The sequence below is a fragment of the Bradyrhizobium sp. CFUWI genome, assembly GCF_056429085.1.
The window spans coordinates 1-21,853 of record NZ_JBWJZE010000044.1 but is presented as its reverse complement, the minus strand read 5'-3'; the positions used below and the strand labels follow the sequence as shown (position 1 = coordinate 21,853).

The window sequence follows — 21,853 nt, the reverse complement described above, 5'->3', positions numbered from 1 at the left end:
TGGCGATCGACCGGGTGCTGCACCCGTCCGCCGCCAACAGGACTATCCGCGCCCGCTTCAAATCGCGCTGCAATGTCATCGGTGAGCGACAACACGCCTCAAGCACCTTGCGATCTTTCTTTGAAAGCCGGACTTCTCTTGCTTCGGGTATCATCCCGACCTTGAATCACGACTCACGTTCCAAGAAAAGCGGATACTAGCTCGCAGTTGGCGCGTCTCCCCAGATCGAGCGGCAATTTGCATTGCAGGGCAGTCGCTGCAGGCCCCGGTCCGACAGGCGTCCCTTTTGATGTTGATAGCCTCCAAATCGCTGTCATGGATCAAGGGGACCGACGCGTATATGAATCATATACATTGATATACATTGTGCCGGCGCGTCCGGCGTGTGATTGCGGCGTCAAAGACGAAATTCATCCGATCTCCGCGCCAAATGGGAAAAGCACCTGTGTCGTCTGTCGAAGTACACCAGCACATTGTTTCACTTCTTCAGAAGCCGAATCCCGTCATCCTGGATATCGGCTGCAATGACGGGACCGATACGCAACAGTTTCTCAGCCTCTGCCCGCAAGCTCAGCTCTACTGCTTTGAACCGGACCCCAGAGCGATCGCGCGCTTCAAGAAGAAGCTGGGCCCATCCCTCTATAGGGTGAAGCTGCTTGAAATCGCGATCAGTGATCGAAACGGGATGATCGACTTCCATCCAAGCAATGCAGACGGTGATGCGAAGGAATGGGACCTCTCCGGCTCAATACGCCGCCCGAAGAACCATCTTACTGTGTATGATTGGGTTCGGTTCGATCGCCCTGTTTCGGTTGAAACGCGGCGGCTTGACGATTGGTGCAGCGAAGCTAAGCTGAATACGATCGATCTCATCTGGATGGATGTCCAGGGAGCCGAAGCCGATGTCATCGCTGGCGGCATGCAGACCTTGGGCAACACGCGCTTCGTCTACACGGAATATAGCGACCGCGAGCTCTACGAAGGGCAGTTGTCCCTGCAAGCTATTCTTGACCTGTTGCCATCATTCGAAGTGGCTTCCCACTATCCCCGCGCGGTGGAGGGTGATGTATTGCTCAAAAATACGCGCTTCTAGTGACGATTCACATCGAGGGCCTCATTCATCGTTGGAAAACCTGACCGGCGGGCTTAGCCGCCCAATTCTGCACAACGGGTGATCATTTGAGCGGATATCGGTGGCCGGACGGGCGCTCCCGTTTCTAGGTTGCCATTACAGACCCGGCGCACGACGTCCACATCGGGCGGGTGGTGGGTTTCTAACCCTGCAGCCGGCGCTCGAAGCATTGAATCGTTCGAACGGCTGCTGTATGGCCTGGTCTTCTAGGAAGCGGGTGCACTGCTTCGAGCAACTGCCAGTACAATTGCATCGGTTCTCGTAATTCCTTGAGATCGGCGGATTTCAGCACGCGATTGGCGTCGCTATTCTTGTGTCAATGGGAAAGCGAGCTGAAGTATGTGTTCATTCCAGAACAGAATTGCCGCAAGGCGTCCAGCATAACTGCAGCAGCCGATTGTCAGGCAGGGCGTCCTGGGCGCGGCGTAGTAGAGGGCGGCGGCGATCATCGGCGGCCGATCTCGCGCCGGATCGGATCAAGATCGTCATCCCAATCGCGGTTACTTGCCTGCTCATTTGCCGCACGCGGAGCTGATCATCGAATCTGCGAGCACGCCGTGCCTGTGTGGCGGCAACGCGATCACGAACTCGGGAGAGGACGTCAGTAAACGCCGCGACGTGATCCCGGCGCAATGGCGCGAAGTTTCTCCTAGCTGCGCGGCCCGATCACCCGCAATTCCAGATCGGCCCGATCGGCGTCCGCGTCGAGCACGGCCCGAAACTGCCTCCGTTGTAGCGGCCGCCGCGGAAGCCGGGTTGGCCGAAATAGTGCCACTCGCCGTCCCAACCGAAATACTGAGGAACCGGGTCAATATACAAGTGGCGCCGGTCGGCGCGCGAGAGCCGGCGCATCAAGTCCTTCTGCTTGTAGAGCGGAATGCTATTGCTCAGCGGCTGGCGATAGCCGGGCAGGAAGCCGTAGCCTTGCCAAACCGGATGGGCCCCTTTTTAATTGGCGCAGCGTTCGCGACGACCGACAGCAGCGGCAGGATGATAGTAGCAGTTTGACACACACGGCGAGACATGGATTGATACTAGTCGGTCGGTTGCGCGAAGGCCATTCAAATTGGGGTTCAGAGTTTCACGTGATCTCGCGCAGAAGTTTTCTCTGATCACGCCCTTCCTGATCAGAAGGCGCGCATATCCCTGCTGTCACCCACCTGCACGACGTCGAAGCCGTAGCGCGAGAAAGTCCGGACGCGAGAGCTCACCGGGACAGATGGGGCGGCCGACCGAGCGCTCGATCTCGGGGAGCACCGTGCACTGCGTCCGGGCACACGGTCGGATCGTCGACCGCCATCATCACGCGCAGGGATCGACGAGATCGTCGAACGGATAGAGCGTTAAGATGACGCGAACGGTTCTCTCCATAACTCATGCCCGATCGCTTACGTTTGTTTCTCTCCCTAACCCTTCGCAATCATCAAACACCGCGGGCCAGAACACTCCAAAACTGTCATTCAGTGACGCAAAAAAAACGCCCGGCCTCATTTCGATGGCCGGGCGGAAGTTAGTCGTCGACAGAGGGAGCGCTGCCGACGGTTATTTGCAGCACAACGTTCGCCGCAAATTCTAATTACGGAATGATCAATGGTCGCAGAAGTCTGGCGTCATTTCCTTTTTTCAAACCGATATTGACGGAATGCAGCTCAACACTGGCTCGCACCGCTGGAGGAGGTATTGTCCGTTGTGCTGAGGATCGTCAAAGTCATGCTGATCTAGTGAGTGGCCCGAATAGAGACGGTCCGCGGCGGCTGTTCGCATGGCATCAACGTGCCGGCCGAAGAACGTAGCGCCCTACCGTCCCCGGGGCCTGGGAAAGTACCTTGTTATTCCTGCGAGCACTCGGAGCGCGTTCGAGCGATCCGCAGGCAGTGATTGGCGCACCTGCGTCCCCCTCTGCCGTATGCACATCGACCGCACTACTATCATCGTCTCACCGAGGTCGACAGCAAACAGCGGCCCGGTCCGCTTGTCGGGCATCCGCGTCAGCTACTGCAAAATGGTACAACGTGACGCTACGTGCGATTCAAGGTCTTTTGAGCTGACTCGAATAAAACTCAAGCCGCCGATCTCTCGCCGATAGCAAGTGATCCGCCATCGGTCGACATGCGTCCCGCATACCGTTTTTGGATGGGCATATACGCGCGAGCGCTCCAGATACATTGCACGTCATATTTCTTGTGTGATGTCGTGTGTTCGTCTCGTCCAAAAGATCGCGTGCGTTGGCGATCATGAATCGTCAGTTCATCACCCCGACCTTGTTGGCTTCCGACTGGTATCACCAGCGTTAAAATGTCGCGCTCCATGCGCAGTCGTCCGTTCTCCTGGCGCAGCCGAATGATCTCCCAGTCCGCCGACATCGCGCCGCGAATTCGCTCCCAATCAAAACGCCACTTAGAAGCTTTGTGAGACGAACCGCGAGCCGTTGCGGCTGTTGCGTGTAGATCGTGCACGACATGACAATGATCGAGGCGGGTGCGCAGAGACCTATGAGGGCGCTCGTTATGTTTGCGACGGGGAAGGCTGCTTGCTCCACGGATATGGAGCTGTCTTTTTGAGAAGAGCCCGACTGAAAGGCTCTCTCTCTCTCTCTCTCTCTCTCTCTCGCCTCTTCCTTTAAAGAAGGCCGGCAGGTCGCTAAGTCTTGTAGCTGCAGACAGCATGATATCGCGGTGCGGCAATCAGTTGTGGGAGGGGTGCGGAACGTGGATGAACCACTTCATGGAAATCCCGGCTGTGCTGCACTTCCGAGCAGGAGTCGGCCGGCGCTCTGGAGGGTTCCCTCGTTTAAAGCTGCGTGCTGGGCAACCACGAAGCTGTCGCACATCGCTCGCGCCAGATTGCTGGTTGTATAGAGCGACGCACTTCCAGCGAGAACGCTGGCAATGTTGCAGACCTCAGCGCTTTGCCGCGCGGCGTTTGTCGCGGCGAGGCGCATCAGGGTCGCGGTGCGCGGGTTTACCGCATCCTTGATCGCTTCCTCCCACAGCTCCTCGGTGGCCTCATAGAAGAAGGAACGGGCGGAACGCAGCATGGCTTCGGCTCTGGCCATCTCCAGTTGGACATAGCCGCGCTCTGCCATGACGGGCGCTCCTGTGATTGAGGTGCGGCTTCCGGCCTCCGCGATCACCTCGTCTAGCGCCGAGCGTGCAATACCGATGCCGACAATCGCATGCGCCTGGGCAGCGAAAGTCATGGACGGATAACGATAGATCGGCGCGTCGAGTGTCGGCGGACCGCCGCGGATCAAGGTCCATTCCTCCGGCACAATGACATCGTTGACAACGACGTCGTGGCTGCCGGTGCCTTGCAGACCGATGACGTCCCAATTGGGGCGGATTGTCACCTTCTCGGCCGGTATCACGGCTACCCGCGCAAGGCCACCGGTCGGATCGTCTTCCACAGTGATCCCAACGCCTATCAGATCTGCGCCCGGTGAGCCGCTGGCGAATGGCCATACGCCGTTCACGACAAACCCGTCGGTGCTCCGCCTGGCGGGCTGGAGCGGAAAAAGCGCACCTGCCAACACCACGTCCGGTCCATTCGCGTATACCTTGTGAAGCGTGTCCTCCGGAAGAGCAGCGAGGTAGCGAGCCCCATCGCCGAAGCTGGCGACCCAACCGGCGGAGCCGTCGACTTGGGAAATACGCTCGATCAGGCGACAAAAATCGGCCGGCGTTCGCTCCTCGCCGCCGAATCGCTTGGCGACCAAAGCTCGATAGACGCCAACCCGCTTGAAGCCCTCGATGATCTCGTCTGGAATCTTCTGCGCTCGGGCGAATTCCTTTCGACGCGCGCGGATATCAACCAGCAGCGGCGACAGATTATCCCAGGTCGCAGCCGTCACGTCGGTTACTGGAGTGATCGTCTCTGGTGGAGCGTTCATAAAGCTGTCCTCGGTGTCTTGAGCCGATCGCTGCCGCACTTCATTGAATTTGATTACGCGCGCACGGCGAAGCCAGTCGGATTGATAGCCAGTTGGCAGGGATCGTCAAAACTGTCGCAGCTGATATTGACTTTGATGCGATTACTCACGGTTGCCAGTCCAAACCACCCCCGAACGCATTGACTCAAAGAAAAGGTGTTGAGGGTCGGCAAGACTGACAGAGATATGGCTGTCGATGCTGTCGTTGAGGCGGAGCCGGCAAAGCAACGGATATGCGGCGGCGAGATCGATCCACCTCTGCTGCACTATGTCTCCAACGGGTGACGACAGCGCTGGTTTTGCCATGTCTCCTCCAAGGGACGATTTGTCACACTTGTGCCCCGCCGGCTCGAACCACGTGGTGAATTCCTGATTTGGCAACCGCGAGGTCGGCGATCCCCTGCGGCTCTTTGGCATGTCCCCAGCAATCGATGTGCCATCAATTATGGTCTGCCGGCTGTGTCTGAATCGAGCGAGATCACTTGGCCCGTGCCGCGCCGGGGTGAATGTTCGCGCCTCCCGTGTCTGATTCCAGGCACAACGCGTCATCAATCGGACACGGCGGAAGGAGAACGACTGAAGTGGACCTCGACCGCGAACCAGTCGGGTTCGGCTTGCCTGCTGGAGTTTCAGACCCGTTCCGATCTCCGGACAGTACCAACAGCGCAATTTACCGTGCTCGCGACCGTGGGCGACCTGACTCAGTTCGGTCCTCGATGCCTCGCGCACGGCTCCGGGGCTCCTCGCCGAGGGCCCTCGCCGGTGCTCAGCGGGCATGCGGGCCCGCTAACACTGCCCCGTTACCCTTTTAGAGTTTCGTCGCAGCATTCGATCGTGCCGCCTCGGTATCGGCATGCTCACCAGCCCGGGCGCGATGCGCCGCGTGCACGCCGGATCGGGCCCGAGGCTTCTCCATGTCCCGTCCCTTGAGGAGTAGCATGGAGGGCTGGTTCCCCGGCAGATTGTTATCCTCTCACTGAGTCGGGGCAAAATTTCGCTAGCTGGCACGCGCCGCTGCGGCCAACTCCTAGCAAAACACCCGAGTAATCGTGCTGCCCGATTTTTCCTGACGGGCTGAGGGCTGCGGGAAAGGCTCGCGACTGCTGCGAAGGCGTAAGCACCGAGACTTTCGAGCTGAATGTCTTGCAGTTGCTCTGAGGCGATCGGCGGTAAATAAGCTGCGGCGCGATCTTGCTCTGCCCGACCGTTTACCAAGCGCGCTTTCGCTCCTCTCTTACTATTCCCGCTCCTATGGCTCCATGCGAGCGAACCAGGAGCCAGGAGGAAAGGCCGCGATACGCTTGGCAAAGGGGGATTGCGGCTCCCAATCTTGCCCTTCGCTCTTCTCGAAAGTGATGACCCCGTTGTGTGTAAAAAAACGGGGTCCTGGGATATCACAGTTCACCAAAAGCAAAGCGCGCCACAGATCACCCTTCTCGGTCGGCTTGTCCTTCTGCTTCGGCAAGTAGTCCACTTCAACAGGTTCAACGATAGTGCAGCGGCCCTGCCGCAGAAGATCGCCGAGGCGGCCTTGCGTGGTCGTCACAAAGTTGAAGTTGCTCGGATCATGCAGAAAGCCAAGATTTGCGTCCCTTTCACTCTCCTTGACTTCAGTGGCGATCAACGAGAGTGCTAGGGCGTGCCAGCCCAATTCGATCGGCTTTGCATAGGTCGACGCAAGTTGAAACGTGCCGTCGAGCGCGATCCTCCAGGTGATAAAGTACGGTTCGTCTAATATATCGTCAGGGTGTCTGGTCCACAAAACGAAAACATAGTCGTTTTCGTCGAGTTCAGCGACGCCCCACATTCGAGGGACGAACTGTGCCACCTTCGAGACGTTGGAGATAATTTGTTCTATTGTCTCACCGTCTTGCGCTCGCCACGTTGACTTGAATCTTTCGATATGGGGGCTCTCGATGGCGCGAACACTGTTGCTCATCGCAGCCAGCCCGACCAGGCAGATCAGGGGTCGACCGAGACAAAACCATAACGCGCGTCTTCTAGACACTGTTCTCATAACTGCCGGCCTATTTGGTGTCATCCACACGTCATTCAAAGCGGGCAACCTTCGACTTGTTATGCGCGAGCGCAAGAAGTTAGCGGCGACGCGACGGGGAGACCGATGGTGTCCCATGCGAGCAGGCGCTCCCCTCTATGTCACGCGCCACTAACTTCACTGCCGGCGACAGCCTCAAGTTGCTGTGCTGGACATGCCCAGCAGGAGGAGACTGGGCATGCCGAAGACTTGCATTCTTCGTGCCAGGTAATAGACGGCAATTCGCACCGCTTTTGTGTCCTCTTTGTCGACTTTCCGACTGGTCAATGTCTCGATGTTTCCGTTCAGCGCTATCCAGCCCGGCTTATGCATCCTCGTCCCGCACCGGATCGTTCGATGGCGCAGCGGAACACCTCGGTACCAAGCTCCTGATGAGAATTGTTTGCCGCTATTGAACCGTTTGGTTCGGCATCGTTGCCAGAATGTGGCTTTCGATCTCTGCCATGCGTTTGGCCATTTGCGGCCATCGGCCATGGTGCGTCTGCCGCTCCTATCGCGACATGCGGCGCTTCGAGAATAGCCTCAGTTAGGAGCGCTTTGCACTCGATGGCGACGAGGCGAAACCGATCTTTACCGCCGAACATTTGGAGTCTTGCTGAACCGCACATCAACGTGCTGGCCGGGTATGTTGCTGGCTTCGCCAGCTTGGGCCTGTTCAACACGGATCCTGTTGGCCGAGAAGGTGGCTGGATGGTGGACTTGCTCAAAGAAGCGCTGAGAAGCCGGAGATGCGTTCTGCTCGAGGCAGCAGTCCCGACCGGGCAAGCCGCATTTGTCCCTTCCACCGATCTGGCGTGCGGCCCGCAGGCAGCTGCGATCGTCATTCCGATATTGCTGACTTGAGAGCGCTTACATCGGCTCAACGCATCAAGATGCGCGGCCATTCGCGTAGCGGATGTCGCAGCACCAGCTTGAGACATGATCTGAGAGGTTGACGGAAGACTTGTCTTCTCGATAATCCAAGTCGTCGAGGTTCTCCGGTCGCACTTGATCCGGAGCTAAGAGGGAAGCCGGTGAAGATGCCGGCGCTGCCCCCGCAACTGTGAGTGGCGAGCCGCTGTCCAACGATGTCACTGAAGCCTGCGCGGCTTCGGGAAGGCCGGACAGCAGCGATGACCCGCGAGCCAGGAGACCTACCCCGACAATATATTCGTCCACGGGCGGGGTGTCCCGGTGGTGCGCCAAGCAGCCGTCGCACTGCGCGACTTCCCCTGCCTGCGTCCGCCATGGCCTTCTGCCCCCAACACGGGGTTAACGCTATGTCTCTTCTCTCCCTTCCCGTTGCCACGCTCGGAACGCCACGCATCGGTCCAAGGCGCGAGCTCAAACTCGCTCTAGAAAGCTACTGGGCCGGAAAAAGCAGCGAACAGCAGTTGCTGGAGGACGCAGCTGGCCTGCGTGCCGCGAACTGGGCTCGTCAGAAATCTATCGGCGTCACGGTCATTCCATCAAACGATTTCTCGCTGTATGATCAGGTGCTCGACACAAGTGTCATGGTTGGCGCCATCCCGGAGATCTACGCCTCAAAAGCCGAATCCGTTTCGCTGAAGACGTACTTCGCCATGGCCCGCGGATCACAATGCGACGATCGGGATGCGAGTTGCGGTCACGGACCGCGCGGATTTGGCGCACCCCCGCAGGAGATGACCAAGTGGTTCGATACCAACTACCACTACATGGTCCCCGAGTTTCGCAGAGGACAGACTTTCAGGCTATGCTCTCGCAAGCCGATCGAGGAGTATGAGGAAGCCAAGGCCCTTGGCTTTCAGACCCGCCCTGTCCTGATCGGGCCGGTCACATTCCTAAAGCTCGGCAAGAGTCCCGATCCTGCGTTCCAGCCACTCTCACTACTGGATGAACTGTTACCGGCCTATATCGAAGTTCTGCAGGAATTGGCCAAACGTGGAGCAAATTGGGTTCAGTTCGACGAGCCCTGCCTGGTTCTTGATCTGGATGAGAGGGCGCGGCAATCTTTGCGACATGCCTATGATCGGCTCGCCAAGGAGGTGCCGGCCATCAAGATCTTAGTTGCCAGCTATTTCGGCGACCTCGGGGACAATCTGAACACCGCGTTGAGCCTGCCAGTTGCCGGACTACACCTCGACCTAGTTCGAGCGCCACAGTTGTTGGACCAGATCATCGCTGGCGGCCGAAGTGATCTCGTCATGTCGCTCGGTGTCGTCGACGGCCGGAATGTATGGCGGTCGAATTTGTCCTCGCTGCGCCAGCGGCTCGAACCCGCGATTGCGAAGCTCGGCAAGGACCGTGTACAGATTGCCCCATCCTGCTCGCTGCTTCATGTGCCGGTCGATGTTGAACTTGAAACCGGGCTCGTTTCCGACGTCAAGAGCTGGCTTGCTTTCGCGGTCCAGAAGATGCGGGAGCTTGCGATCCTGGCGCGGGCACTCGCAGGCGACCAGAATGTTGCGCCAGCTCTTGCCCAGTCGGAATGTACCGCGACTGTTCGCCGGACTTCGCCAAAAATCCGTGATGCTAATGTCGCTGTCCGGATGAAAGCGATCGATCAGACCATGCGTCGGCGCGCGAGCCCATTTGCCCGTCGTGCAGAGATCCAAAGCGATCGTTTCGGACTGCCGGCTTTCCCTACCACGACGATCGGATCGTTCCCGCAGACCACAGAGGTCCGGAATGCGCGTGCGGCGCATGCGCGGGGCGCGATAAGTGACGAGCAATACGACAGGTTCCTCAAGGAGGAGACTGCGCGCGCCGTACGTTGGCAGGAGGACATCGGTCTCGACGTCCTCGTGCACGGCGAGTTCGAGCGCAATGACATGGTGCAGTACTTCGGCGAGCAACTTGCCGGCTTCGCATTTACCAGGAGCGGATGGGTGCAGTCCTACGGCTCGCGCTGCGTCAGGCCACCGATCCTGTTTGGCGATGTAGTGCGCTCGAAGCCTATTACCGTGGACTGGTGGCGCTACGCGCAATCATTAACGAAGAAGCCGATGAAGGCGATGTTGACCGGTCCGGTGACGATCTTGAACTGGTCCTTTGTTCGCGATGATATTCCCAGAAGCGAGGCCTGCCGCCAGATTGCGCTCGCGATCCGAGACGAAGTCCGCGATCTCGAGAATGCTGGTGCGACCATGATCCAGATCGACGAAGCTGCACTTCGAGAAGGATTGCCGTTGCGTCGATCGGAGTGGACGGCTTATCTCGACTGGGCCGTGGATTGCTTCCGGATCTGCTCATCGGGCGTCGCTGATCAAACGCAAATTCATACACATATGTGCTACTCGGAGTTCAACGACATCATCGGTGCGATCGCTGCAATGGACGCGGATGTAATCTCGATCGAGACGTCGCGCTCGAAAATGGAACTACTCGACGCGTTTAGGAACTACGAATACCCAAATCAGATCGGGCCGGGCGTGTACGACATCCACTCTCCACGCGTTCCGGAGACGGGCGAAATGAAGGAGCTGATGGCGTTGGCTCTGACGCGGCTGCACGACTCGCAGCTCTGGGTCAATCCGGACTGCGGGCTGAAGACGCGCAACTGGGAAGAGGTCCGGCCGGCGCTAGCGAACATGGTCGCTGCCGCCCGCGAGCTACGCGCTGCATTCGATCCGCCAGGCCGTTGATCCGGGCTTGGGTCTCTTCTCATCGAGGTGGTCATTTGCGCGCCCGATAATGGAGGTAGCACTGGGAACAGAAAAAATGCCCGGTCCCGCCTAGGCGGGCCGGGCGAAAGTCTGGAGGAGCGACACTGACGCATCGCTGAGCCGAGTTGAAGCACAAGCTCAGCGTAGCTCAATTATGCCGTGGTATGCCACTGTATAGTCTGAGGTTTATATATCTACACCAAGGTTTGTCGCTCATGAGCGCGTCGGGAACGACTACACGGCAACGAGGGGCAGTGATGCGGGGCGGGGATGTCCCGATCGCTGTTGAACTAGGTCGGGCCGACGTTGCCGGAATGAATGTTACGCGGCCCTCGTGACGTGGGCAACGGGGTTGATCGTCATGCGATTGTGGCGAGCTTGAAGAGCCGCACGCAGAACCGACAATTGGTTATGCGCCTTCAATCGTCGGAAGCCCTTGTTAGCCTCGATCATGCCGGCCGCGACCCATCGCAAGGCCATACCGGCATCCCGCCAGCGTTTGACGTTGCGCGTGACGCGGCGAATGGTGCCCATCATGTTCTCGGCGATGTTGGTACAGGCGAGCGATCGACGAAGCTCCTTCGGCAACTTCAACCGGACGACAGTCAGGATTTCGTCGAGGCCTTCGAGGATGCTGGCCGCTACGCCGGGCCATTGCTGGTCGAGTCGACGCGCGAGATTGCGGATCAATTTTTCGCTTGTCGGCGTCATCGAGCTCCCAGGCCTGGCGCATGGTGGCCGCATGATGCTCTTTCGGCAGGCGTTCCATGATGTTGCGCGCCTTGTGGATCTGGCAGCGCTGGATCGCTGCGGCCGGACCGAAGGTGCGGCGGATCGCCTTCGACAGCGCCTTCGCGCCGTCGGCGATGAACAGTCTTGGCACCGTCGGGTCGAGCCCGCGCGAGACCAGGTTGTCCAGCAGGGCCTGAACCGTTGCGGCATTCTCGGTTGCCCCTTCCACCAGCGCCAGCGGATGCTTGTTGCCTTCGCCGTCAACCCCGATCGCGGCGACTAGCACGAGATCGTCGTCGAGATGCAGCCCGTCGATTTGGACCACCAGAAGGTCGAGCGTGGACAGATCGGCAGCCATGAAGTCGGCCAGCCGCGCCGCCGACAGCGCAACGAACCTCCGCGAGACCGCCGATTTCGAAATCCCAGATCCGGGCGGTGCCGGCACGTCCCCCTCGGGCAGTCGGACGGCGCGGCCGAACCGGCGCGTCGACACGTTGATCAGCATCAGGTTCATCGCCCAGCGACCGAGCCAGTCCTCCTGCGCTGCCGTTTCCCTGCTCGGGATCGTGATCTCGCGGCCGTCCACGCCCCGGACCCGGGGCCGCTCGACCTCAATCTTGCCGCCGTGGAAACCGATCCGTCCTCGCGTTCGGCCCCAACGGTGCGCCCGCCGCGCCGCATCGCGACCGTGGCGCGGCCCGCAGGCCGCCGTCACATCCGCCTCCATCATCGTGCCGAGCGCCTCGATCCCCGCCGCAAGGCAGAACCGATCGAAGCTCGCCCGCACTTCCGCAAACGCTTCGTCCACAACCCCAGTCGCCGGCGAACCAGCCGGTGTGATATCTCTCGTCATGGCGTTGCTCTCCTTTGTGGAATCAGCACCCCGAGCCTACCGGCTCAAGGTGGGCAACGCCGACCTCCTCAGAAATTCAACAGAACCCGGGACATCCCCTGCGGGGCGGTCACCGCAGGGCACCCACCGCAAACTCGGTGCGCTTTCCTGCTTCGAAACCGCACGGACACCGGCGAGACGATACGGCAAACCCGGCTCCAAGGATCTCGTAAGCATAGGCAATGCATGAGCGGTTGCTATTGATTTGAACCTGGCCTAAGGGGCAGTCCTTGGTCCACCGTTTCCATCCCATAGTCGGGTTTCGGCTTGAGCCTCTGGTGAGAGTCTGAGACCGGACCACGCGGAGGATGTCACGAGCTTGAAGATGCGGCGGTGCCGATAGGGTGCTCCTGAGCCGTGAGCGTGGTCCTGCCCCAATATAGGCCAGTTAACTGAGCGATTTCGGATCTGACCCGACTCGGGTCGGCGCACAGAGTTAGACCGCCCCGCTATGTGTAGCCCCGCGCGGCGGAAGATGAGCGTCGGACGCCGAGGCGACGCTCCGGGCCAGGAACTCTGCGCCATCAACGATGGAGAGCAGACGATCTCAATCACCACGACGCCATCCGTGATAAGGCTGTCGATTCGAGAACGATCGACGGTGGCGAACTTCGATCCAGAGCGTAACGACGGAATGCCTCCAAGAGATCGACTGCCATGACGCACATGAGTCGATCGTGATCTCGGCACGGAAGCGATCCTCCTGCCTCAGCAAACAGCCCTTCCCGGCGGTGAGCCGATCCCCGGCGATACGAGCAAGGCAGTCCTTTGCCGAGATAGCGTTCCCGTCAAGCCCTTGTTGGATGCGCTCGATCGCGCTGGCGCCGAGATCAATCCGCGCAATCACCAGTGTAGCCCTGGAAATTGCGCTTAGCCTGTCTTCGTGCCTGGCCCCGGCAAGACTTTCGTGGCGCACGGCAAAGTGATCGATGCCGACGCGTATGGATCCAGCATCAACCAAAAGCTTCCGTGATCCTTTCGAATTGGAGGTAGTCCTCGACGCTGTCGAGCGGAGTGAATTCGTCGATTTTGCGTTGTGCTTCTTGAATGCAGGAATGTACGGGTAGCCGAATCCCGAAAGCCGACCCGGATGCAATTCGGGGCATTTGCTCGATTTCAAGGCACGAAGCGGACTGTCCGATGGGGCTACGCCATACAGCTAAAGGACTTAAGCCAGGCTTGATAATCCAACTCGCGAACTGACGCTGAGAAATGCGAGGACGTCGGATATCTGGTGTAACGTGGGAGCCCGTGTGGGCGGCTACTGGTCGTGGCCAGCGACGTCAAGCGCCTTGCTGTTGGTGCTGAACGTATCCGGGCTTGGCAGTGCCTCCCAGTTGGCGTGCAGTGGGTCGAAGCGGCTGCCGTCGGATGAGTCGGAACGTCCCGGGTTGGGTCAACGCGTGGAATTGCTTCGCGCGCACCCGCGCGGCCGCAATCGTCTGTCCTTATCGGGCCGTGGACATGGGGGGCGTCCGTTTCGCGCGATATCACTGCGCAACTGCCCGACCTGCGACCGTCACATTCTGGAACATGCCGGACCAGAGCTCAGGAAGACTCCGGCGCGCGTTTGCACCGGTGGTCGAGCAAGCGATTATATTGCGCAAACGCTGTTTTGGCGGTACGGCAGCCTACGTGCCCGCGAGCCCCCCATTTTCATTTTGACAGGATGAACATGAGGTCCACTTACTGCTGTGAAACGGCAGCGATCAGTACAGCCCGTCCATCTCGGCGCCGTGTCACTGAGGGGCGGCCTTGGGGCACGCAAACGCGACCGAGCTCCGTTCGGCCTCAGCTTCTTGCTCCAATTGCAGAATATGCGCTCTTAGCGCATCGGAAGTTGCTGCCGCTGTCTCGCTGAACAGTGGATCTCCATGATCGGTGTGACCGGAAGCGATTTCGGTCCAATCCTGAGCCGAGAGAGCCTTCAGAGCTGCCGGAAAGAAATCTCGTTCTTCCCACTTCATGTGGTGCCGCTCGCGTACTATAAAGTCACGTATGATATCGCCGACGTCCTGCCGAAAAAGTTCACGATCCGCGAGGATGGCGTCAATAGCCCGCGCGAAGTGGTGCAAACGGTCGACGACTTCCTGGTGTTCAAGCGCGAGATCGCCGACGATTGCAGCTGCATCCGGATCGCGAGCCTTGAGCTTGGAAAAAATCAAGTCTTCCTGTGGATGATGGTAGACCTCGGGATAAACCTCGAAATAGCTGATAATCGCGCGAATGACCTCATAATCAGGACGGATCCCTTTCTCAAAAATCTCCACTTCGTGTTCAAGAGCGACCAGAAGCAGATCAATGTTGCGATGCTCTCGAAGCAAAAGATCGATAATCATTGCGGTGCTCCTGGAGGCACAATGTAGGCTGGAAGCGTTTCTGCGGCTCAGAGGATCTCCTAAGCCGAATTCGGCGTCCTTCGCTGCGCCGCGTTCGTCCGCGCCGTTCGACGCGAAAAAGTAGCGCGCTCCGATTTGAGCTGGCGTATAGCAACTTAGCCGAAGTGTTGAAGTTGCCCACGCAAGACGCTGGTCCGATGGCGGCAGCTCTTGGTAAAACTGGCGGCCTAGGCGTGCATTGGGGGACCCTATCTTGCGAACGTCGATGTGACGCAGATTGTCTGTTCCTGACGAACTGGGAAATTTGGTTGTTTTCCCTAGGTAGAAGCCCCTAAGTGTTTATACGTAAGTCCGATGAGGAGGGCGTCTTGAATGGGGCCGGCGCGGTCCCTTGGTTTCTCAAACACGGATCGATGTACGGCGGCCGACCTCATCGACGGGCTTGATGATCATGCGCCTCCAACCCACGTCATCGTTTGATTTCGAAGACCGCACTGTAGCCCAGCCGAGTTCACGGAAGCCCGCACTGGGAGCTCCGTTGGAGGACGGACCAATATATTGCCGAATTATGCCGGTCTTCGGGCGGTCAGACCTGCTGTTCATCGGAGCACAAACTTGGGCACCGCATTGATCTGCTTCATGTGCCGTCGTGATTCCAAGAAACCAGCAGCTTGTGTTGCATCAATAGCCATCACCGAAAACATGATCGGCTCCGCGCTGTGCACCTGACAACCTCCGTTCGTCGTCTGGACTGCGCAGCTTGAATGCATGAATAGGCCATTCGCACCAAGTGCGTCCCTGCTAGAGTCCCGCGGTAATGGCGATCCGCATCAACTCGGACATGCTGCGGACATTGGCCTTGGCCATGAGGTTTGCACGGTAAACCTCGACTGTCCGAGGACTAATGCCCAGATCATGGGCGATCACCTTGTTGATCTTGCCGGCTAATAGTCCCTGCAGGACGTCACGTTCGCGCGAGGAGAGGTCCGCGAGGCGGGCTTCCGCCTGCAGTTTCGCTGCGTCATCGGCGGGTTTCGTTGGCCGCGCTTTCAACGCACTATTGATCGCGCGCAACAGTACCTCCTCTTCGAACGGCTTTTCGATGAAGTCGACCGCACCCGCTTTCATCGCTTCGACTGCGAGCGATACGTCGGCATGACCAGTTATCAAGATAACCGGGCAGTCGACGCGATTGGCCTTCACTTTTCTGACCAATTCGAGACCGCTCATACCCGGCATACGGATGTCTGACACGATGCAATCGACTGGACCGCTCGCGACGTCATTAAAAAACGCGGTCGCCGTCTCATAGGTTGCTACGTAGAAACCGTTTACATCAAGAAGAAACGCGAGCGAGTCCCGCATTGCGGCGTCATCGTCGATCACAAGAATTCGCCGCCCAATCATGTCTCTTCGTTAAGCTCCGCAAATGCCGTCTTAAGGATCGTGCTGCTACTCGGAGTCGCTTCCACGACGATATGGCTGCTATGTGACTCGATGATCGTCCGGAAGATTGATAGCCTCACGCGCACGCCATGGCTTTTGGTCGCGACAAAGAGCTGGAACAGTCGGTCGGCGATATCAGCGCTTGATGCCGGGCCCCTTATCAGCAACGGTATACGTGTCGACGTTGGCAACTTCGCGGCGCTGGCAGGAGTCATGGTCTCGATTTCATTACGTATCAGGTTTAGCGCGACCTGCTGAATCTGGATCTTGTCTACAATGATGTCGCGGTCGCTGCGGGTCATCACGCGTACGCCCGACTCCTTGGGGCCGACTAGGGCCAAGGCCACAGCTTCTTCAAGGAGCGTGAGCGGCTTCTCCACAGTGTGCTCGCCCCTGGAAACGAAGTCCCGCGGGCGCTTGATGATATCTTTGGCGCGTAGAGCGTGTTGCGCCGCGCGTTCGAGTGCATCACCATTGCAGTTGGCGTCCGGCGCGGTGCGCGCGAGCGGAGCCTTTGTGCCCGCATGCAGTTTGTAATTGCGGAGCGCGGCCGGTTGATCTCACTGTCAATAGACGATGCCATCTCACCTATGGCGGTCGGTCGCGACACGTGCACGAGTTCAGATTGTAGCTCTTCCAACCGCCGTCCCTGCGCCCGCCTCGGTGAGGTTTCGGATGAAACCGGTGAAGAACCGTTCGGCGCGCACTTTGGCCTTACCGACGGAGATCGAGCCGTCGCTTCGTTCGCCGACCACGATGGGCCGATGCCAATTATGGGCCGCTCGCCGTTGGTCAGACAACGTTCGATGTAGCGCCCGTGCTCGACGCGGTAGAGCTGCGGCCTCGACGTCGATACATTCATTCGACCACGTGAGAGCAACCAAGTAAACGCACTGCTAAGGCGCTGAACGAGCGAATGATCCTCTTCTCAATCACGATCATGGTGCCCGCGAATTCCGCGGTATCGATCATGGCTGCGGGATTAGGCCTTTCACAGGAATGGCCACGCCGATCATGAGGCTGCAGAGCGGGGAGCGACGTTAGCCTGGGCCGCAGCCGCGACGAAAGCGGCAAAACGAGGACTGGAAGGTAGATGTTCATGAACGCGAGGTCATGAACATATGGATTTAGCGCCAGGCAGAGCATGAGAGCTAGCGCGTCGGCAGCCGCGGCAGCGCCATAGGCTTACCAGGCGTGGTCGGACATCTTTTCTGGGAGACGCTATCATTCGATCGACTTTTCATTGTTTCCCACGAGAGGCCACCGGAGCAGAATGCGCTTCAACTCACACCAATGTATTGCGTGGATGGCCGCAGCTATCTGGGCCATATGCGCCAGTGCGTCGGCCGCACGGCTATGTGTTCTCCGCTCTTGGCATTGATCCAGCCGCTGAAGGCCCGCCGGCAAGGAAAGACCACCCGGTGAATGGTATTACCCTCGATCACGGCAATCTCCAGATCCCGATTCCAGGGCGGTGCCGTTTCGAGCCGCTCCCACGTCAGGTCGCCAGTAGATCTTGCACGGTGTTCATCGCTGCTGGCTGACAAATTCAGGCAACCTTCTGAACACTTCGCACGAGATGGCTTGGCCGCCGCGAGCAGGCTCAGCGCAATATTGCCGAGGCGGCGCGCTCTCGATTGCGCCAATCGCGGCCGGGCTTTTGTCGGCCGTGGCGCCGTTGAACCTGTCGTGTCGGGACATGATCTGCTCGCCAGCCGAGATACTAGGATTGGCGCTGCGAAGCAACTCCCGGGCTTCGGTCGAATCAATGTGGATCAGCTCAAGGCGTCGGCGGCTCGTATTAACCGCTGTTCTGCAGAAAATTAACTGGACTTCCGCCCCCGCAGCCCGACCTGCGGCGGAACGAATGTCCCTGTGGTCTCTCATTTCGAAACATCCCTCGTTCGTGGGAAATCTCCTTGTCCCACGTCGGCAGCGTGGGGCGCTCGGTTCTGATGACGTCAGCCACACCATTCGGATAAGCCTGGCTTCGCTTGGCGCCGATCATCGCGCCTGTACGCGGGTCGATGAAGTGGACGCCTAGCACGCGGCGCAGGTTGTTGTGTGCAGTCATCGGCACACCGCTTGGGTACATCCGGCAGCGCTCCTTGAACTGTCGCCGGTATCTGGACATGAAAAGCTGATGGCGCATCATGTCTCTCTGTCTGCCATGTGTGTGATATTGGACAGGAAGCTTACTTCTATCAGTAGGCAATCGCCGCTGTATTGATACAGGTCAAAAAGAGCTGATGCGCGTCCAGAAATGGCCGAGCTCGAGCTGCGGCTTCGAGCCGCATAGGCTTCATTGGCAGGCGACATGCCCAAGTCGAGCGATCCGCCGCGACCTCGCGTGGTCTGCAAACACGTAAGCGTGTAGCCTGGTTGATTTGATGCGCACGCTCGAATAGGCCACGACAGCATTTGTCCCAGTGCTGCGGTAGCCGGCAAGCAGATCGTCGATTGATCGCTTGCCTCGCATTGTCGGTGGCCTCGCCGGGCAGATCCCAGAAATGGGCTTTGGCGCTGAAGTCCTGACGACCTTGGCTCATCGAAACGTCTGCTGCGACAAGCGTGGGCATCGGCTTTGCTCTCGCGGCCGCAGCATGGACCGTCAGAAGGGAGATCGGGTCGGTTCGCCGCATGGCCCACGATCACGTGCGCGTAGGTTTCACCATCGATAGCCGCGGCCGCCGGCGCGGGTCAGAAATGGCTTTGGCCGGTGACTGGCGCAATGACCTGGTGTTTGCGGCGACGCCTCCTGAGACCACCAAGTACCGCGTGTAAAGTTCGCGGCCTCTCGAATCTCGATATTGCCGGCGGTTGGGTATGGGATCGATCGTGATCAATAGTCGGCATTTCTGGCGTGACGGCGCATGCCGCACTCAATCGTCTGTTCAAGACATTCCTCGAGTCATCGGCGACTCAATTTTGTTGGTCGAGGGCATGAGCAGACCAGAACGCGTTACCCCGCGGCTCACAACGGAGTGCGATCCGCGCAGCTTGACAAATAGATCTCGCGTGGTCTGCGGGACAACGGGAGCGCTCGGGCGGCGATGCCAAAGTTTCAACAGTACTCAATGAAGGAGCGGACAACCTCTTGGGGTGCTGCTTGAGGCAGATCAAATACGCCTGTGGCGCGAGTAGGCAGAATGGTGGATCAGGAAACCCACAAGAAGAGCGTGTCATGCCTTCATTTAATGTTCGGTTCATTAAGACCGTTTGTGACGATACCGGCCACGAACATCGTGCCTGTCAGGCAGCGTTCAAGGTCGATGCTGCCTCATTGAGTGCTGCTGCACAGCAGGCTGAGGCCGATTTCTGCAAGCAAAAGAGTGTCCGCGATTGGACGGTCTTCGCCGATGTGATAGAGCTTCGAACCCCGCCTGCATTGCCGCCGGTATGGGCTGGTTAGCCTGACTTTCGCGCAAAGTCCGCGAATTGAAACGTGGGTCAATCTGTAATGTAAGCGTGATCCCCGACAGGCTCGCGTCGACCGTCGGTTCGAGTACAACTGGTGATGCTGGCGTCAAGTCGGCGGGCGGTCGTCTCACGACACCTAAGAGGATCTGTTTGCGATGATAAGGCGTCCGACGGCTCCTGTATTCTCGGCGATGCGGAGCACGTGAAGGAGCAGCGGGATTGCCCCAGGCACGCTCAAGTACGGGCGAATTTTGCAGAAAACTCGCGTAGAGTCTTTGAGCGCAACTGTTGCTTCGATGTCACCAAATGTATAGACCGGCGATCTACGCTCGTGTCAAACGAGGACGACATGTTCGATATTTATTTGAATGGAAGGCGCGATCTTTTGGTCGTTCCGCGAGGGTTTGCGATCCCCGTAGGGTTGGACGGCAGTTGGAAGCGAAAGAAGCGGGCGGTGCGTTTAGTGAGCGATGTCATTCGGCAAGATGTGCAACAGCGCGGGTACCACCGACGTAGTTTGATCTCAAATCGATCAAAGACGGCAGTCGAGACCTCGTCACACGCTTAGCCAACGCGGTTACCTACGCTGACCATGCTTCAAAACGCTCTGGGCAGGATGTCGCCGATGCCGTTGAGAAACTTGCTTACGGCGAAGCCGTTGTGCGCTGGCGACCAGGCAATGCAGGCTGTCGTCGACGGCAGGTGGGTATCCTGCTTCATTAGGCTTATGGTGCAAGGTTTCTTTTGAAAAACGGCAGGACGGCGCTGTGGCTTCGCTCAGGATAAGTATTATGGAGCTTTTCCTCGACTCGATGGCGTGCGCGCGTGAGTTTTCAGCTGTCCATACTGAAGATACTTGCCGGCCAGCCGCACGGACGGGCGAGCATCGAAGTCGTTAAACAGTATTTGGCGATCTATTACAGCAGCGGCCCAGAGTGGCCGGCGCGTATGAAGCGCATCGCGAGCCGCGCGCCGCAACTCGATATTTTCGGCCAAAGGCTGGTCGAGCGAGAGGCCGGGTGCTGGATTATCACCGACGAGGGAAGGAAGGCTCTTGAGAGGCTCGAACTGCTAGATCTGGGTGCTATGCAGGGGCAGGTTGAGCGGAAGACCGCGCAAGAGCCCGAAGATGAGTAGCCACCGATGGTGTCTTAGCAGCTGCCAACGAGCGCGCGCAGAAAGCGTTCCTTGGCAAGCGATTGAGCCGGCGCAAGGGTTATCAGCCTGACGGCTTGCCGCTCAATCCCTTGGTGATGGCCACCTACCCCGATTAGGTCGCGCAAGTGCAGTTTGGAGATAATGCAGTGGCTAATGGTACTGTGAAGCGGTTCAACACGATCAAGGGATGATATGGCTTCAACCGACCTGAGGATGGAGGACCTGATGTCTTCAAGCACTTCGACGCCTTGAGCTGCTCCCGGACGATGGACACGAAGGCGACACCGATCTAGTATTCTCTCGCGCCCCGAGGGAGCTCTGGCACTTACTAACGAGCGCGCGCTAAATCGCCGTGAGGTGACCATAGCAAGAGACCGTCACGATGTGTCATAGGGCGTCGGTGTTTGATCGCTCTAGGCATATACAAATCACGGACCGTCCTGCTTAGCTTCGAATAGAAAGACGTCGAGTGGGCTGCATTCAATAACGAAGCCTCTCAACACAGCGTCTGTGCGAAGTTTATCAACAGGTGCAGTAGTCCAGACGCCTTGTCTTCCGAAAGCATGACCGAGCTAATAACTGGCGCGAGTTCCGATGACTGTCCGTTTTTTAACGGTCGTCGCTCCGAAAAAACTATGCTACAAGCGCTCCACTCAGAAGGAGCATTCATGGTGAAAAAAGCAACCAAGAAACGCGTTAAGCGGCGCGAGTGGACGAAGGCGGATATCAAAGAGCTCAAAGTCCATTCGAAGGCTCGGACGCCGGTCATAAAAATAGCAAAAATGACCAAACGCAGCGTCGGCGCGCTACGCCAGAAGGCCTTAAATCTCGGAATCGGACTCGGGCATCAGCGTTAACTCAGAAACGCTGGCTAATAGTGCGGTAGGGCGGCTATTGCACATTGGCTTTGCCGACCCGCGCTGAGAGAGTTTTTCACGCACATGCTGGATGGCTTTCAATGTCGCGGAACGGGCTCCGTCGTCTCCCTATCTTTGATCATTAATGGGATGACCCGCCCCGTCCTCTCAGTCAGACTGAGTTGGCTTTTGAAAGGAGGAAGCAATGAGGACACGGAACAAGCCCAGGCCGGCAACGGTGTTTGGGATCGACATTGGCAAGAACTT

Annotated in this window: 13 protein-coding genes, 3 pseudogenes and 1 riboswitch; of the genes and pseudogenes, 6 read left to right on the top strand and 10 right to left on the bottom strand. The window is 58.4% G+C overall.

What is annotated here, in order from left to right:
- A pseudogene (locus tag AC066S_RS37215) lies at positions 1–154 on the bottom strand (IS630 family transposase); the annotation flags it as partial.
- A gap of 291 nt (positions 155–445) precedes the next feature.
- On the opposite strand from AC066S_RS37215, the gene AC066S_RS37210 reads away from it, so the two are divergent.
- Positions 446–1,093 (top strand): FkbM family methyltransferase, encoded by a 648-nt coding sequence (locus AC066S_RS37210; protein ID WP_126262203.1) that lies wholly within the window; start codon positions 446–448, stop codon positions 1,091–1,093.
- Between the two features lie 705 nt (positions 1,094–1,798).
- Here AC066S_RS37210 and AC066S_RS37205 read toward each other — a convergent pair.
- From AC066S_RS37205 to AC066S_RS37195, 3 genes and pseudogenes are all read right to left on the bottom strand, one after another.
- Positions 1,799–2,157: pseudogene (locus tag AC066S_RS37205) on the bottom strand (hypothetical protein).
- A gap of 1,697 nt (positions 2,158–3,854) precedes the next feature.
- Positions 3,855–5,021 carry an acyl-CoA dehydrogenase family protein gene (locus AC066S_RS37200; protein ID WP_126262205.1) on the bottom strand — a complete coding sequence of 389 codons (1,167 nt, stop codon included), beginning with the start codon at positions 5,019–5,021 and terminating at the stop codon, positions 3,855–3,857.
- A gap of 1,288 nt (positions 5,022–6,309) precedes the next feature.
- On the bottom strand, positions 6,310–6,999 hold the full coding sequence (locus AC066S_RS37195; protein WP_235884904.1) for a nodulate formation efficiency C protein: 690 nt from the start codon (positions 6,997–6,999) through the stop codon (positions 6,310–6,312).
- A 663-nt stretch (positions 7,000–7,662) separates the two neighbouring features.
- Between AC066S_RS37195 and AC066S_RS37190 the strand changes: the two genes are divergently transcribed.
- Both AC066S_RS37190 and metE read left to right on the top strand, forming a co-directional pair.
- Positions 7,663–7,959, top strand: a complete 297-nt coding sequence (locus tag AC066S_RS37190; protein WP_135171746.1) for a hypothetical protein — start codon at positions 7,663–7,665, stop codon at positions 7,957–7,959.
- Positions 7,960–8,069: 110 nt separating this feature from the next.
- A riboswitch (cobalamin riboswitch) is annotated at positions 8,070–8,271 on the top strand.
- Positions 8,272–8,375: 104 nt separating this feature from the next.
- On the top strand, positions 8,376–10,721 hold the full coding sequence (gene metE / locus AC066S_RS37185) for a 5-methyltetrahydropteroyltriglutamate--homocysteine S-methyltransferase (protein WP_126261851.1): 2,346 nt from the start codon (positions 8,376–8,378) through the stop codon (positions 10,719–10,721).
- Positions 10,722–11,063: 342 nt separating this feature from the next.
- On the opposite strand, the pseudogene AC066S_RS37180 reads toward metE, so the two are convergent.
- The 5 genes and pseudogenes from AC066S_RS37180 to AC066S_RS37160 form a co-directional block, all read right to left on the bottom strand.
- A pseudogene (locus AC066S_RS37180) lies at positions 11,064–12,327 on the bottom strand (IS256 family transposase).
- A 1,778-nt stretch (positions 12,328–14,105) separates the two neighbouring features.
- Positions 14,106–14,705: a hemerythrin domain-containing protein gene (locus tag AC066S_RS37175; RefSeq protein ID WP_126261850.1), complete on the bottom strand. Its 600-nt coding sequence runs from the start codon at positions 14,703–14,705 to the stop codon at positions 14,106–14,108.
- Between the two features lie 801 nt (positions 14,706–15,506).
- Positions 15,507–16,112, bottom strand: a complete 606-nt coding sequence (fixJ, locus tag AC066S_RS37170; protein ID WP_126261849.1) for a response regulator FixJ — start codon at positions 16,110–16,112, stop codon at positions 15,507–15,509.
- Positions 16,109–16,531: an ATP-binding protein gene (locus tag AC066S_RS37165; protein WP_235884903.1), complete on the bottom strand. Its 423-nt coding sequence runs from the start codon at positions 16,529–16,531 to the stop codon at positions 16,109–16,111. Before AC066S_RS37165 ends, fixJ begins: the two co-directional genes overlap by 4 nt.
- A 1,421-nt stretch (positions 16,532–17,952) precedes the next feature.
- Positions 17,953–18,306 carry a hypothetical protein gene (locus tag AC066S_RS37160; protein ID WP_126261848.1) on the bottom strand — a complete coding sequence of 118 codons (354 nt, stop codon included), beginning with the start codon at positions 18,304–18,306 and terminating at the stop codon, positions 17,953–17,955.
- A 954-nt stretch (positions 18,307–19,260) separates the two neighbouring features.
- Here AC066S_RS37160 and AC066S_RS37155 point away from each other — a divergent pair.
- Entirely contained in the window at positions 19,261–19,563 is a 303-nt protein-coding gene (locus tag AC066S_RS37155; protein WP_235885270.1) for a hypothetical protein, read from the top strand.
- A gap of 605 nt (positions 19,564–20,168) precedes the next feature.
- On the opposite strand, the gene AC066S_RS37150 is transcribed toward AC066S_RS37155, so the two are convergent.
- The gene (locus AC066S_RS37150) at positions 20,169–20,291 is read right to left on the bottom strand and encodes a hypothetical protein (protein ID WP_283810192.1); all 123 of its coding nucleotides are present in this window, start codon (positions 20,289–20,291) and stop codon (positions 20,169–20,171) included.
- Positions 20,292–20,396: 105 nt separating this feature from the next.
- Between AC066S_RS37150 and AC066S_RS37145 the strand changes: the two genes are divergently transcribed.
- Positions 20,397–20,708 carry a hypothetical protein gene (locus tag AC066S_RS37145; RefSeq protein WP_235884902.1) on the top strand — a complete coding sequence of 104 codons (312 nt, stop codon included), beginning with the start codon at positions 20,397–20,399 and terminating at the stop codon, positions 20,706–20,708.
- 689 nt (positions 20,709–21,397) lie between these two features.
- Positions 21,398–21,586, top strand: coding sequence for a hypothetical protein (locus AC066S_RS37140; protein ID WP_126261845.1), 189 nt, complete (start codon positions 21,398–21,400; stop codon positions 21,584–21,586).
- The last annotated feature ends 267 nt before the right edge of the window (positions 21,587–21,853 follow it).